Raw genomic sequence first — 13,740 nt, forward strand, 5'->3', positions numbered from 1 at the left:
GAGGACCTCCCGTGGACACCTTCTCCACCGACACCACCGACCTGCCGGAGGCCACGCGGCCCGAGGTGCTCGTGCTGGGCCCCGGCGACGAACTGCGCCTGCGCCCTGCTCCGGTCGCGAAGCGGCTGGGCGACACCACGGTGCGGATGCTCGGCTACAACGGCTCGATCCCCGGCCCCACGCTGAAGGTGCGGCAGGGCTCGGAGGTCGTCGTGCACGTCAGCAACGGCACCGACCTGGACACCACGGTGCACTGGCACGGGTTGCGCCTGGAGAACCGCTTCGACGGGGTGCCGCACGAGACCCAGGCGCCGATCCCGCCGGGCGGGGAGTTCACCTACCGCATCCAGTTCCCCGACCCGGGGCTGTACTGGTACCACCCGCACGTCCGCGAGGACGTCACCCAGGAGCTGGGTCTCTACGGCTGCATCCTGGTCGAGCCGACCGAGCCGGACTACTGGCCACCGGCGCACCGCGACGTGGTGCTCACCCTCGACGACCTGCTGCTCGAGGACGGTGTGATCGCCCCGTTCAGCCGCACCGAGACCAGCTACGCGGCGATGGGCCGCTACGGCAACCTGATGCTCACCGGCGGCGAGACAGCCCCGGCGTTCACCGCGAGGACCGGTGAGGTCCTCCGGTTGTGGTTGGTCGACACGGCCAACAGCCGCGTCTTCCGGATCGGCGTGCCCGGAGCGCGGATGAAGCTCGTCGGCGGGGACAGCGGCCGGGTGGAGCACGAGCAGTTCGTCGACGACGTGGTGCTGGCGCCGTCGGAGCGGGCCGTCGTCGACGTGCTGTTCGACCGGCCGGGCGAGTTCGCGCTGGAGCACCGCACCCCGAACCGGACCCACCGGCTGGCGACGATCACGGTCAGCGACGAGGTCGCCGAGCCGCCGCTGGCCGAGCAGTTCGAGGCGCTGCGCACCGCACCGGAGCTGGCCGCCGAGCGGGAGCGGCTCGGCGCGTGGCTGGCCGCGCCGCCGGACAAGACCCTCGCCATCGTCGCGGAGATGGACGACCCGGGCGCGGCCTCGGCGGCCGGCCCGGTGACCTACGCCTGCCCGATGCACCCCGAGGTGGTCAGCGAACAGCCCGGGCGCTGCCCGAGGTGCGGCATGAGGCTGATGGCGACGACCCCGGCCGGCGCCGCCGTCGGCCACGACACGGGCCACGACACGGGCCACGACACGGGCCACGACACGGGCCACGACGCCGCCTCCCCGCACGCCCACCACCACGGTCCCGCCACCGCCGACGGGATCGAGTGGGAGGACGAGATGGCCGAGGTGAACCGGACCACCACCGCCGAGACGATGCGCTGGAAGCTGCTCGACCGCACCGCCGGCCGCGACGGGCTGCCGGTCGACTGGCGGTTCACCGCCGGACAGCGGGTCAAGATCCGGCTGGTCAACGAGATGGACTCCGACCACCCGATGCACCACCCGTTCCACGTCCACGGCGCCGGTCGGTTCCTCGTCCTCGCCCGGGACGGCGTGCCCGAGCCCAACCTGGTGTGGAAGGACACCGTGCTCATCCCGACCGGACAGACCGTCGACGTCCTCCTCGACGTCACCAACCCCGGCCTGTGGATGGCGCACTGCCACATCGCCGAGCACATGCACGCCGGGATGATGTTCAGCTTCACCGTCGACCGGGCGGTGACCCCGTGACCCCCCCGGCCGAGCCTTTCGACGTCGTGGTGGTGGGCGGCGGGCAGGCCGGCCTGGCCGCCGCCTGGCACCTGCGCGAGCGGGGGCTCCGGTTCCTGGTCCTGGAGGCCGCGCCGGAGCTCGGGCACACCTGGCACACGCGGTGGGACTCGCTGCGGCTGTTCACCCCGGCCGAGCACGACGCGCTGCCCGGCCTGCCGTTCCCGGCGCCGGCCGGCAGCTACCCGGGCAAGGAGGCGGTCGCCGACTACCTGCGCGACTACGCCGCCGCCTTCGACCTGCCGGTGCAGCTGGACGCGCGGGTCACCCGGCTGGAACGCACCGACGGCGGGTTCCGGCTCGCCACCGCCAACCGGACGTACGACGCCCGGCAGGTCGTCGTCGCCACCGGACCGTTCCAGACCCCGTTCGTCCCCCCGCTGGCCGCCGGGCTGGACGCCTCGGTGACCCAGCTGCACAGCTCCGGGTACCGCAGCCCCGCGGCGCTGCCCGAGGGGCCCGTCCTGGTGGTCGGCGGGGGCAACTCCGGCTTCCAGATCGCCGAGGAGCTGGCCGGGACCCGGGCGGTCGAGCTGTCGGTCGGCTCGGCGTACCCGGCGTTGCCGCAGCGGCTGCTCGACCGCGACCTGTTCTGGTGGCTGACCCGGCTCCGTCTGATGCGGGTGACCGCCGGCTCCCGGCTCGGACGGCGGATGCAGACCCGCGGCGAGTTCCTCATCGGCAGCAGCCGGCGCGGGCTGCAGCGGGCAGGCGTCCAGTTCCGACCGCGGCTGGTCGGTGCCGCCGGTCGCACCGTCCGCTTCGCCGACGGCGCCAGCAACGAGGTCGCCGTCGTCGTCTGGGCCACCGGCTACCGGCCCGACCACTCCTGGATCGACATCCCCGACGTGCTCCGCGACGGCCGCGTCGCCCATCGCCGCGGCGTCACCGAAGTCCCCGGGCTGTACTTCCTCGGCCTGTCCTGGCAGCACACGCGGGGCTCGGCGCTGCTGGGCTTCGTCGCCGACGACGCCGCCCACGTGGTCGACGCCGCCGCGAGGAGCAGCGCATCCGCGCCCGGGCCGCGCGGTGCGCCCGACGCGGAGGCGGCCCCGCACCACGTCCGGAACTGAACCACGCCGAGCACCCGAAGGAGACCGCCATGCCCCGCACCGAGAAGGTCCTCGCGTTCCCGGTCTACCCCGGCGTGACGCCGCTGGACCTGATCGGCCCGCTCACCGTGCTGATGGGCCCCGGCATCGGCGGCATGGGGTACCGCACGGTCGTGGTCGGCGAGCGCGCCGAGCCGCTGGCCACCGACACGCCGCTGCAGCTGCAGCCGGCCGCCACCTTCGCGGAGGTACCGAACCCGTGGGCGGTGATCGTGCCCGGCGGCGGCGCGGCCACCCTCGCGGCGGCCGAGGACGAGCGGCTGCTGTCCTACGTCCGCTCGGCCGCCACCGGGGCGGAGGTCGTCGGCTCCACCGGCAACGGGGCTCTCGTGCTGGCCGCGGCCGACCTGCTGGGCGGTCGGCGGGCGGCCGTCCACTGGGCCTTCCGCGAGCCGCTGGAGAAGCTGGGCGCGATCCCCGCCACCGAGCGGTGGCGGGCCGACGGCCGGCTGCACACCGCTGCCGGCGGCACGGCCGGCATGGACATGACCCTGTCCCTGCTGGCCCGGCTGCGCGGCACGACCATCGCCCGGCTGACCCAGCTGTCCGCGGAGTACGACCCGCAGCCGCCGTTCGGCCGGGTGGGGCCGGACCCCTCCGACGACGATCTCGCCCGGACACTGCGCGACCCCGACAGCGCGCCCACCGCCGATCCCGGGGGAGGCGACGAGCGGCTCGTCGCCTTCGTGCTCTACCCGGGGCTGACCGTGCTGGACCTGGTCGGTCCGCTGCAGGTGCTGACCATGCTGGAGAGGTTGGCGCCGGGCTACCGCCCCGTGACGGTGTGGGCCCGCCGCGAGCCCGTGCCCACCGACGTGGGCGTGCCGATGGTCCCCGACCGGACGTTCGAGGAAGTCCCGCACCCGGCGATCGTGCTCGTGCCCGGTGGCGCGCTGCCCACCATCCGCGCGATGAGCAACCCGCTGGTCCGCGACTACGTGCGCTCGGCCGCCGCCTCGGCCGAGCTGATCACCTCGGTGTGCACCGGCTCGCTGATCCTGGGCGCGGTCGGCCTGCTGGAGGGGCGCCAGGCCACGACCAACTGGTTCTACTCCGGGATCCTGGAGAACCTGGGCGCCACGTACCGCATCCGGCGCTGGGTCGAGGACGGCAACCTGATCATGTCCGCCGGGGTCTCCGCCGGCGTCGACATGGCCTTGCACCTCGCCGCCCGGCTGACCGACGAGGCCACCGCCCGCCGGGTGCAGCGGGCCGTCGACTACGACCCGCAACCGCCCTGGGGTGGCATCGACTACGCCCGCATCCCGCGCTTCCCCCGTGCGCTGCGCGGCGCCATCGGGCTGACCGCCCCGGTCGTCACCGCCCGGCCTCGGCGACTCACCCGGGCCGGACGCTGAGACGCGCGACCCGGGCACCCGACGGGCGCCGCCCGTCGTGACCGTCCGACAGCGGCCGAGGGGAAGGAGTCAGCCGCTGCGCCGGGCTCCGGGCCCGGTCGCGAGTTCGCCCAGCGCCTCGTCGATCAGCACCCACGGGTCAGCCGCGCTCGCCGACGCCCGGATCTCGGGCTCGCGGTCGCCGAGGCGCCGCAGCGTCGCGGCCACCGCGGCCTCGTGCAGGTCCCGGGTCATCGGCCGGGCAGGTAGCCCGACACGGCCGCGCAGCGCCTCCGCGGCAGCAGCGGCCCGGGCGGCGGTCTCCCAGTGCTGCTGCCGGGCTGCCAGCGCCGCCGTGGTGTCCAGGGCAGTGGCCAGTCCCTCGAGGTTGACGGCCCGCCGGAGGTGCTCGATCTGCTGGCGCAGGCGCTCCACGGACTCGTCCAGGTGACCGGCGAGCAGGTCGAGGACGGCCAGGTGCCCGACCGCCTGGGCGAGGAGGACGTCGTGGCCCATCGCGGTGGCGACGGCGGCGGCCTCGTCGAGGTCGGCGCGCGCCCCGGCGGGATCCCCGATGAGGGCCCGCCAGACACCGTGGTGCAGGGTGGCGTGCCCGAGCAGCCAGGCGTTGTCCTGGCGCCGAGCGGTGGCCAGGGCGGTGTCCAGGTCGTCGGCGACACCGGCGGTCTGCCCCAGGGACAGCCGCAGCGCGCCGCGGAGCAGCCGCACCGCGGTCGCGAGCAGCGCGGTGTCCCGGTCCGAAGTGTCCCCTGCGAGGTGCAGGGCCTGCTCGGCCGTGGCCAGCGCGGCGGCGTGGTCCCCGGTCTGGGTCTGCGCGTAGCAGACCGCGACGCTGTGCAGGAAGGCCTGCTCCCGGCTCGCCGGATCGCCGCCTGCCGTGTCGGTGGCCGCTGGGGCGACGTCGCGCAGCTCGCCGACCCGACCGCCGTAGATCAGCCACGGCCACAGCCGGCGGGCCAGTGCGGTGACCACGTCGACCGCGCCGCGGCCCGCGGCCCAGCGAGCGGCGGCGAGGAGGTTGTCGGCCTCGCGTGCCAGCAGCGGCCACGACCTGGGCGCGTCGTCGTGCGTGAGGATGTCGGCGGGCTCGACGAGCTCGGCGAACCAGCGGGCGTGCCGCTCGCCGAACCGCTCGGTCTCGTCGCGCTCCTGGAGCAGGTCGGCGGCGTAGGCGCGGACGACGTGCAGCATGCCCACCCGCGGGTCGTCGGTGACGTCGGCGACCAGCAGGTTCTTCTCCAGCAGCGAGGACACCCCGCCGAGCACGTCCGGCACGGTGTCGTCACCGCACACCGCCTCGACCGCCGGGAGCGTCGCGCTGCCGGCGAACACGCTCAGCCGGGCGAACAGCGCCTGCTCGGCTGGGGAGAGCAGTCGGCAGCTCCAGTCCAAGGTCGCCCTCAGGGTTCGCTGCCGGGCCGGCAGGTCGTCCGGGCCCCCGCCGAGCACGTCCAGCCGCTGCGTCAGCCGGTCGGCGAGCGCGACGGGGGAGAACAGCCGGGCGCGGGCCGCGGCCAGCTCGATGGCCAGCGGCAGGCCGTCGAGCAGGCGCACGATCTCGGCGATCGCGGCCCGGTTGCCCTCGGTGAGTGTGAAGCCGGGGTGGACGTCGGCCGCCCGCTGGACGAACAGCTGCACGGCCGGCGCGGCAGCGACCGGCTCGTCGTCGGCCGGGACCGGCAGCGGCGAGAGCGGGTACTCCCGCTCGCCGCGCAGCCGCAGCGCCTGCCGGCTGGTGACCAGCAGCGCGAGCCACGGGCAGCGGCCGAGCAGCGCGGCCAGGGCCGGGCCGGCGGTCCGCAGGTGCTCCATGTTGTCGAGTGCCACCAGCAGCTGCCGGCCGCGCAGGTCGTCGACGAGCCGGTCGAGGAGCGGTCGGCTGCCGGCCCCGGGCACGCCGAGCGCCCCGGCGAGCGTCGGCAGGACGAGGTCGGCGACCGGGACGTCCTCCAGCGGCACGAACGCGACACCGTCGGGGAAACGCTCGTCCACCACGCGGGCCACCTCGAGGGCGAGGCGGGTCTTGCCCACCCCGCCCGGGCCGGTCACCGTCACCAGCCGCGCCTCCCCGCCGAGCAGCTCGGAGACGGCGGCGACGTCCCGGTCACGGCCCACCGTCGCCGTCAGCGGCACCGGCGCCGCGGAGGGTCGGGCCCGCCGGCCGTCCGGGGCTGCCGCAGCGGCGGGGGCCGGGGTCATGAACCGCTCGCTCAGCAGCGCGGCGAGGTCGTCCTCGAGCAGCCCGGCGAGCTCGGTGGCGTCGGTGAAGTGCCGGTAGGAGGCGCTGCCGTGCTCGCTGACCTCGTCGAGCATGGCCTGGAGACGCGGCTCCACCGCCTCCGCAGGTCGCTTGAGGTACAGCAGGCGCGGCATCCCGTCGCTGAGCCGGAACTCGTCCTCGAGCCCGGAGACCTCCTCACCGGGGGCCACCCAGCCGTAGCGCTGGAAGTAGATGCCGACGAACACGTGTGACTGGCGGAGGTAGGCGCGGTACAGGTCCCGCGGCGGGTGCGGACGGGCACCGAGCTCGAACATCACCGGCGCCAGGTGCAGCCGCTCGATCGCGCCCCGCACCGCACGCCGCTCCTCGGCCAGCTCACCCAGGGTGGAGCTGACGAAGACCCGGATCCGCTGATCCGGCGTCCGGATGACCTCCCCGGGGTCCCGCGGGGGGATGTCGGTCGCCGTCATCTCCGTGCTCACCGCCTCGCCGGCACCGGGCGCCGGTCACCTGGTCATCGTGGCGTCCGCGTGGCCGGCGGACCAGCTCACCCGGCACGCCCGACGGCCGCCGGTCCCGTCCGGTGTGCCGGCACTTGCGAGAGGTACCGTGTGGGGGTATACCTTGTACTGGGTACCACTAGGGGGTACCGGTACGAGAGGAGAGCGATCGTGAGCACCAGCGACTACGCCGTCCGGGGCATGACCTGCAGCCACTGCGCGAGCGCGGTGACCGACGAGGTCTCGAGGATCCCCGGGGTGACCGGCGTGCAGGTCGACCTGGCCGCCGGCCGGGTCACCGTCGAGGCCGACCGGCCGGTGTCCGACGACGCGGTGGCCGCCGCCGTCGACGAGGCCGGCTACGAGGTCGTCCCCGGCTGACCGGCGACCCACCCGATCCGTCCCACCCGACGAGGAGACCGACAGACATGGCCGGCTACACCCACGCGAAGGACGAGCACCTCAAGCGGCTGCGCCGCATCGAGGGCCAGATCCGCGGGCTGCAGCGCATGGTCGAGGACGACAAGTACTGCATCGACATCCTGACCCAGGTGTCGGCGGCGACCCGCGCCCTGCAGTCGTTCTCCCTCGGCCTGCTCGACGAGCACCTGGCCGGCTGCGTGGTCGACGCCGCGCAGAAGGGCGGCCCGGAGGCCGACGCGAAGGTCCGCGAGGCCTCCGAGGCGATCGCCCGCCTCGTCCGCTCCTGACCGGAGGACGTGCCGTGAACACCCCTGCCCGGCTCGGCGCCTACGCGCTCGGGTTGGTCGCCGTCTTCGGTGCGGCCGCCGGCATCGGCCAGGCGGTCGGCCCCGTCGGCGCGGCCGCCGACGACGCGGCCGGCCACGAGGCCGCTCCCCACGGCGGGACCCATGCGGGATCCGCGCTGGACCCCGGCGCAGCGGCACCCGCCGCCGGCGACCACGCGCCCGGCGGCCTGCAGGTCTCCGAGAGCGGTTACACCCTCGACGCCGCCGGGTCCCTGCCGGCCGGCGCGGCCACCCCGGTGTCCTTCCGCGTCCTCGGTCCCGACGGGCAGCCGGTGACCGTCTACGACCCCGCCCACGACGAGGACCTGCACCTGATCGCGGTGCGCCGGGACCTGACCGGCTACCAGCACGTGCACCCGGAGCTGTCCGCCGACGGCACCTGGTCGATCCCGCTCGAGCTGACCGCCGGCACCTGGCGGCTGTTCGCCGACTTCGACCCCGCCGGCGAGGACCCCGCGCTCGTCCTGGGCACCGACGTCGCCGTTGCCGGCGACCACGTCCCGCAGCCGCTGCCCGAGCCGTCGGCCACGGCCGAGGTCGACGGGTACACCGTCACCCTCGACGGCCGGCTGGTCCCGGGGCAGGAGTCGGAGCTGACCCTGTCGGTCAGCCGGGACGGGCAGCCGGTCACCGACCTGCAGCCCTACCTGGCCGCCTACGGGCACCTGGTCGCCCTCCGCGACGGCGACCTGGCCTACCTGCACGTGCACCCGGCCGGCGAGCCCGGCGACGGCACCACACAGCCGGGGCCCGGCATCACCTTCTCCGCCACCGCACCCTCGGCCGGGGACTACCGGCTGTTCCTGGACTTCAAGCACGGTGACGTCGTGCGCACCGCCGAGTTCACCGTGCGCGCCGGGGAGACGGCGGCCGGCGGCGGCACGGCGACCCCGGGCCCCGCCGCCGAGGACGGCCACGCCGACGACGGCCACGGCCACGGCTGAGGCCACGCACCCCCGGCCCACCCCCAGCAGTCCCGAAGGAAGAAGACGATGAGCTCCGCGACTGAGCGCACGACCCCACCGGCCGCGGCCGGCGGCGGCCAGGTCGAGCTGGCGATCGGCGGGATGACCTGCGCCTCGTGCGCGGCGCGCATCGAGAAGAAGCTCAACCGGCTCGAGGGCGTCACCGCCACGGTCAACTACGCCACCGAGAAGGCGAGGGTCACCGTCACCGGTGACGTCACCCCCGACGAGCTGATCGCGATGGTGGAGAAGACCGGCTACACCGCGCACCTGCCCGAGCCCCCGGCGGCCGGGCAGCCGGCGGCCGCCGAGGCCGACGACCCCGTCCGCGGGCTGCGGCAGCGGCTGGTGGTCTCCGCCGTCCTGACCGTCCCGGTCATCGCGATGGCGATGGTCCCGGCGCTGCAGTTCACCAACTGGCAGTGGCTGTCGCTCACCCTGGCGGCTCCGGTGGTGGTCTGGGGTGCGTGGCCGTTCCACCGGGCCGCGTGGACCAACCTGCGCCACGGCACGTCCACGATGGACACGCTCGTCTCGATGGGCACCCTCGCCGCGCTGGCCTGGTCGCTGTACGCGCTCTTCTGGGGCACGGCCGGCGAGCCGGGCATGACGCACCCGTTCGAGCTGACCATCGCCCGCAGCGACGGAGCGGGGAACATCTACCTCGAGGCCGCCGCCGGGGTGACCACGTTCATCCTCGCCGGGCGCTACGTCGAGGCCCGCTCGAAGCGCCGCGCCGGCGCCGCGCTGCGCGCCCTGCTCGAGCTCGGCGCGAAGGAGGTCTCGGTCCTGCGCGGCGGGCGCGAGCAGCGGATCCCGGTCGACCGGCTGACCGTCGGCGACCTGTTCGTCGTCCGCCCCGGCGAGAAGGTCGCCACCGACGGCGTGGTCACCGAGGGCTCCTCGGCCGTGGACGCCTCGATGCTCACCGGCGAGTCCGTGCCGGTCGAGGTCGGCCCCGGCGACGCCGTCGCCGGCGCCACCGTCAACGCCGGCGGCCGGCTGGTCGTGCGGGCCACCCGGATCGGCGCCGACACCCAGCTCGCACAGATGGCCCGCCTGGTGGAGGACGCGCAGAACGGCAAGGCCGAGTTGCAGCGCCTGGCCGACCGCGTCTCGGGCGTCTTCGTGCCGGTCGTCATCGCCCTGGCCGTCGGCACCCTCGGCTTCTGGCTGGGCACCGGCGGCGGGCTGGCCGCCGCGTTCACCGCCGCGGTCGCCGTCCTGATCATCGCCTGCCCCTGCGCGCTGGGGCTGGCCACGCCGACCGCGCTCATGGTCGGCACCGGGCGCGGCGCGCAGCTCGGCATCCTGATCAGGGGCCCCGAGGTGCTGGAGGACACCCGGCAGGTCGACACGGTCGTGCTCGACAAGACCGGCACGGTCACCACCGGCCGGATGACCCTGCTCGACGTCGTCGTCGCGCCGGGCGAGGACCGCCGGCAGGTGCTGCGGCTGGCCGGCGCCCTGGAGGACGCCTCCGAGCACCCCGTCGCCCGGGCCGTCGCCACCGGCGCCGCCGAGGCGGTCGGCGACCTGCCGGCCGTGGAGGGCTTCACCAACGTCGAGGGCCTCGGCGTGCAGGGCGTCGTCGATGGGCACGCGGTGCTCGTCGGGCGCCCCCGGCTGCTGGCCGAGTGGTCCCAGCCCCTCGGCGCCGAGCTGGAGCGCGCGCGGGCCGCGGCCGAGGCCGAGGGCAGGACCGCGGTCGCGGTCGCCTGGGACGGCGCCGCCCGCGGCGTCCTCGTCGTCGCCGACGCCGTCAAGGACACCTCGGCCGAGGCCGTCCGGCAGCTCCGCGACCTGGGGCTGACCCCGGTCCTGCTGACCGGCGACAACGAGACCGTCGCCCGCTCGGTCGCCGCGGCGGTCGGCATCGACGAGGTCGTCGCCGAGGTGCTGCCCGCGGACAAGGTCGACGTCGTCAGGCGGCTGCAGGAGCAGGGCCGGGTCGTGGCGATGGTCGGCGACGGCGTCAACGACGCCCCGGCGCTGGCCCAGGCCGACCTGGGGCTGGCGATGGGCACCGGCACCGACGTCGCCATCGAGGCCGGTGACCTCACCCTGGTCCGCGGTGACCTGCGGGCCGCCGCCGACGCCATCCGGCTGTCCCGGCGGACGCTGACCACCATCCGGCAGAACCTGTTCTGGGCCTTCGCCTACAACGTCGCCGCGCTGCCGCTCGCGGCCGCCGGCCTGCTCGACCCGATGCTCGCCGGCGCGGCGATGGCGTTCTCCTCGGTGTTCGTCGTCTCCAACAGCCTGCGGCTGCGCCGGTTCCGCTCCACCAGTGGTGCGACCGCGGCCGGCGTGCGTCCAGACCCGGCCGCCGCCGTCGCCGACGCACCCCGGCAGGCCACCGCGGCACCCTGAGGGGGCGGTGGGTCGTCGGGCACGAGCGCCACGAGTTCGCGGGGAGGCCCAGCCCCTGGGCGCTGGCCGCCGCGCGGACTCGGTGGCGCTCAGGCGGATGCCGCCTGCCGCGCGGCCACCCCGCGCAGGACCATGCGGATGGTGCCGTGCGGCGAGGCGACCTCGTGCACCAGGGTGGCGGCGCCGATGGCGACCGCCGAGGCGGCGATCACCCCACTCGGGGAGCCGTGCCACATGGCCAGCAGCGCGGCATGGCCGAGGGCGGTGACGAGGAGCAGCGCCGTGAACGACCACGAGCCGCGGGCGATGGCCAGCGTCAAGTGGACGTAGAGCAGCGACGCCAGCGTCATCACCAAGGACAGCGGCACCATCAGCCGGGCGGCGTCGGCGAACTCCGGGCCGAAGGTCGCGGCCAGCAGTGAGCTGGGAACGAGCGCCAGGCCGGCGGTGATGACGAGGCCGGTGACGGCGGTGACGCCCATCGTGAGCAGGACTGGGCGGACGGGCTCCCGTCCGCGCGCCAGATCGGCGGCTACCCGGGGCAGCAGCACCATCGTCAGGGCAGCCGGGGCGTAGAGGGATACCTTGCCCATGAGCGCCGCGGCCGAGTAGACGCCGGCCACCTCGGGAGCGAGGGTCGCCTTGGCGACCAGCTGGTCGAGGTTGGTCAGGCTGGCGAAGGCCAGCAGCGCGAGGATCGAGGTGCCCGGCGCGAAGCTCACGGCACGGGGTTCGGGACGAGCGGCCCGGCGCACGGGGCCGACGAGCAGCAGGAGCCCCACGACCGTGGCCGCGACCATCGCCCAGACGGCTCCGGAGAGGCCAAGCAGCAGGATGCACAGCGGCAGCAGGAAGGTGCGCAGTGCGCCGAGGGGCCCCGCGAGGACCAAGGCGACGCGGCCGAAGCCACCGAGCCCCTGCAGGATGCCGGTGCCCACCAGCAGCACGCTGCCCAGCGGGATCCACAGTGCGGCGACGGCCGCCAGGGTCCACGTGGACAGGTCGAGCCACGACGTCAGCACCGGGCCGAGGGCGAGCAGTGCGAGGGTCAGACCGAGCACGCCCCAGGCGCTGCCGCGGGTCAGCGTGCGCACCACTCCCGACAGACCGGCAGCGTCACCCTGGCCGGCCAGGCGGGCGGTGTCCCGCGCGGCGGCCGCCTGGACGCCGTTCAGTGGCTGGAAGCAGATGAGCGAGTAGGCGATCAGGGCGCTGACCTCGGCGAACTGTGCCGCCCCCAGCATCCGGGCCGCCACCACGTAGAACAGGTAGTTGCCCGCGTGGCCGATCATGGACGCGGTCAGGACCGTCAGTCCCGAGCGCACGCCGCCACCGGAACCCTCCGCCGCTGTCGAGCTCATCGATACCGGGGAGGTGGCGTCCGGCGCCGGCGCGGACGACATACCGCTGCCGGGCGTGCTCGGTGAGGCGCTCACGAGGCGGTCGTCCGCGCGCCGGAGGAGCGGGCGCCGTCCACAGCTCGGCGTAGGGACGCTGCCGTCAGCCGGGCCGTGGTCTCCCAGGAGAAGCGCCCCGCTCGCGCACGCCCGGCAGCGGAAAGTGCGGCGCGCTGCCCCGGCGAGGCGATGAGCTCCTGCACCGCCGCGGCGAAGGTGCGTGGGTCACCCGGGGCCACGTAGCGGGCCGCGTCACCGCCGACCTCGCGCAGCACCGGGATGTCCGACGCGACCACCGGGCAGCCGCGCTGCATCGCCTCCAGGACGGGCAGGCCGAAGCCCTCGAACAGGGAGGGGCATACGTAGAGGTCGGCCCGGGCGAACAGCGCCTCCAGTTCACCGCGCGTCACCCAGCCGAGCAGGACGACGTCGTTCTCGAGACCCAGTTCGGTCACCAGCGGGCGGAGCGGGTCGTCGCCCTGGCTGCCGGTGACCACCAGCAGGGGACGGCCGTCGGCGGGCACCTGGCTCCACGCGCGCAGGAGCGTCGGGAAGTCCTTGTGGGGGAGCCGGTTGCCGGTGCTGAGCACCAGTGGCCGGCCGGTGTCCGGCACGGCGGCCGGGAGCCGGTCGGCGGGGTCCGGCGGCGCGGGACGACCGGCGGCGAGCGGGACGACGTCCACGCGCTCAGGACCGATACCGATGAACTCGGAGATGTCGGCGGCCGAGGCCTGTGAGTCGGTGAGGACCCGTGAGGCGGCACGGGCGGCGCGGCGGCAGAGGACCCCGACGGGTCGGCCGATCGGGCCTGCCACGTCGGGCAACCGGAACGACAGCAGGTCGTGCACCGTCAGGACGGTAGGAAGCGCCTGGAAGACCGGCCCGAAGTTGGCCGGGGAGTGCAGCACGTCGGCGCCCAGCCGCCGGCCGACCGGGCCGACGACCAGGGACTCGGCCACCGCCCAGACGACGCGGTTGCGCCCGGACATCGGGATGCGTCGCACCTCTCCGGGGAACCAGTCGAGGGGGAGCTCGGTCCCGGCGTTCACCAGTGCCGTGAACCGCAGGTCGGGTGCGACGGCCGGCATCGCGCGGTACAGCTCGTGTGCGTAGGTTTCGGTGCCTCCGCGCTGGCCCGTCAGGTGCATCAGGTCGACGGCGACGTGGGTTGTCGTCATGCCCCACGGGTCCTGGCCGGTCGGTGCATTGCCATCTCGTCGGGTACCTCACTCTGGTCGACTCGAAGCGTCAGCCTGGGCGGCTGCGCTCCAGGAACGGCGGTCACGCCGAGGAGCCGCCAGAGCCGCCGGGGCGCCGGTGGGCGGCGCAGGG

Annotated in this window: 10 protein-coding genes; 7 read left to right on the forward strand and 3 right to left on the reverse strand. The window is 75.1% G+C overall.

The genetic code is table 11. The features are described from left to right. Nucleotides 1-11 precede the first annotated feature (11 nt). The 3 genes from ACI79V_RS06750 to ACI79V_RS06760 are packed head-to-tail and all read left to right on the forward strand — an operon-like array spanning nucleotide 12 to nucleotide 4,182. Nucleotides 12-1,673 (forward strand): multicopper oxidase domain-containing protein, encoded by a 1,662-nt coding sequence (locus tag ACI79V_RS06750; RefSeq protein WP_456887729.1) that lies wholly within the window; start codon nucleotides 12-14, stop codon nucleotides 1,671-1,673. Further along, nucleotides 1,670-2,785, forward strand: a complete 1,116-nt coding sequence (locus ACI79V_RS06755; protein ID WP_456887730.1) for a flavin-containing monooxygenase — start codon at nucleotides 1,670-1,672, stop codon at nucleotides 2,783-2,785. The genes ACI79V_RS06750 and ACI79V_RS06755 overlap by 4 nt, the downstream gene beginning before the upstream one ends. A gap of 29 nt (nucleotides 2,786-2,814) precedes the next feature. Next, on the forward strand, nucleotides 2,815-4,182 hold the full coding sequence (locus ACI79V_RS06760) for a DJ-1/PfpI family protein (RefSeq protein ID WP_456887731.1): 1,368 nt from the start codon (nucleotides 2,815-2,817) through the stop codon (nucleotides 4,180-4,182). Between the two features lie 69 nt (nucleotides 4,183-4,251). On the opposite strand, the gene ACI79V_RS06765 is transcribed toward ACI79V_RS06760, so the two are convergent. Further along, nucleotides 4,252-6,873 (reverse strand): ATP-binding protein, encoded by a 2,622-nt coding sequence (locus ACI79V_RS06765; RefSeq protein ID WP_456887733.1) that lies wholly within the window; start codon nucleotides 6,871-6,873, stop codon nucleotides 4,252-4,254. Between the two features lie 201 nt (nucleotides 6,874-7,074). Between ACI79V_RS06765 and ACI79V_RS06770 the strand changes: the two genes are divergently transcribed. The 4 genes from ACI79V_RS06770 to ACI79V_RS06785 are packed head-to-tail and all read left to right on the forward strand — an operon-like array spanning nucleotide 7,075 to nucleotide 11,011. Next, nucleotides 7,075-7,284: a heavy-metal-associated domain-containing protein gene (locus tag ACI79V_RS06770; RefSeq protein ID WP_456887735.1), complete on the forward strand. Its 210-nt coding sequence runs from the start codon at nucleotides 7,075-7,077 to the stop codon at nucleotides 7,282-7,284. A gap of 47 nt (nucleotides 7,285-7,331) precedes the next feature. Further along, on the forward strand, nucleotides 7,332-7,613 hold the full coding sequence (locus tag ACI79V_RS06775) for a metal-sensitive transcriptional regulator (RefSeq protein ID WP_456877176.1): 282 nt from the start codon (nucleotides 7,332-7,334) through the stop codon (nucleotides 7,611-7,613). 14 nt (nucleotides 7,614-7,627) lie between these two features. Next, entirely contained in the window at nucleotides 7,628-8,617 is a 990-nt protein-coding gene (locus tag ACI79V_RS06780; protein WP_456887737.1) for a hypothetical protein, read from the forward strand. A gap of 48 nt (nucleotides 8,618-8,665) precedes the next feature. Further along, nucleotides 8,666-11,011, forward strand: a complete 2,346-nt coding sequence (locus ACI79V_RS06785) for a heavy metal translocating P-type ATPase (protein WP_456887739.1) — start codon at nucleotides 8,666-8,668, stop codon at nucleotides 11,009-11,011. 89 nt (nucleotides 11,012-11,100) lie between these two features. Here ACI79V_RS06785 and ACI79V_RS06790 read toward each other — a convergent pair whose 3' ends face one another. After that, nucleotides 11,101-12,336, reverse strand: coding sequence for a hypothetical protein (locus ACI79V_RS06790; protein WP_456887741.1), 1,236 nt, complete (start codon nucleotides 12,334-12,336; stop codon nucleotides 11,101-11,103). Between the two features lie 107 nt (nucleotides 12,337-12,443). Next, on the reverse strand, nucleotides 12,444-13,586 hold the full coding sequence (locus tag ACI79V_RS06795; RefSeq protein WP_456887742.1) for a glycosyltransferase family 4 protein: 1,143 nt from the start codon (nucleotides 13,584-13,586) through the stop codon (nucleotides 12,444-12,446). Nucleotides 13,587-13,740: the final 154 nt, after the last annotated feature.

This window comes from Geodermatophilus sp. SYSU D00700, assembly GCF_054050255.1.

Coding starts and splice junctions, on each gene's coding strand:
- ACI79V_RS06760 (WP_456887731.1), top strand. CDS start 2,815: ATGCCCCGCACCGAGAAGGTCCTCGCGTTCCCGGTCTACCCCGGCGTG.
- ACI79V_RS06765 (WP_456887733.1), bottom strand. CDS start 6,873: ATGACGGCGACCGACATCCCCCCGCGGGACCCCGGGGAGGTCATCCGG.
- ACI79V_RS06775 (WP_456877176.1), top strand. CDS start 7,332: ATGGCCGGCTACACCCACGCGAAGGACGAGCACCTCAAGCGGCTGCGC.
- ACI79V_RS06785 (WP_456887739.1), top strand. CDS start 8,666: ATGAGCTCCGCGACTGAGCGCACGACCCCACCGGCCGCGGCCGGCGGC.
- ACI79V_RS06795 (WP_456887742.1), bottom strand. CDS start 13,586: ATGACGACAACCCACGTCGCCGTCGACCTGATGCACCTGACGGGCCAG.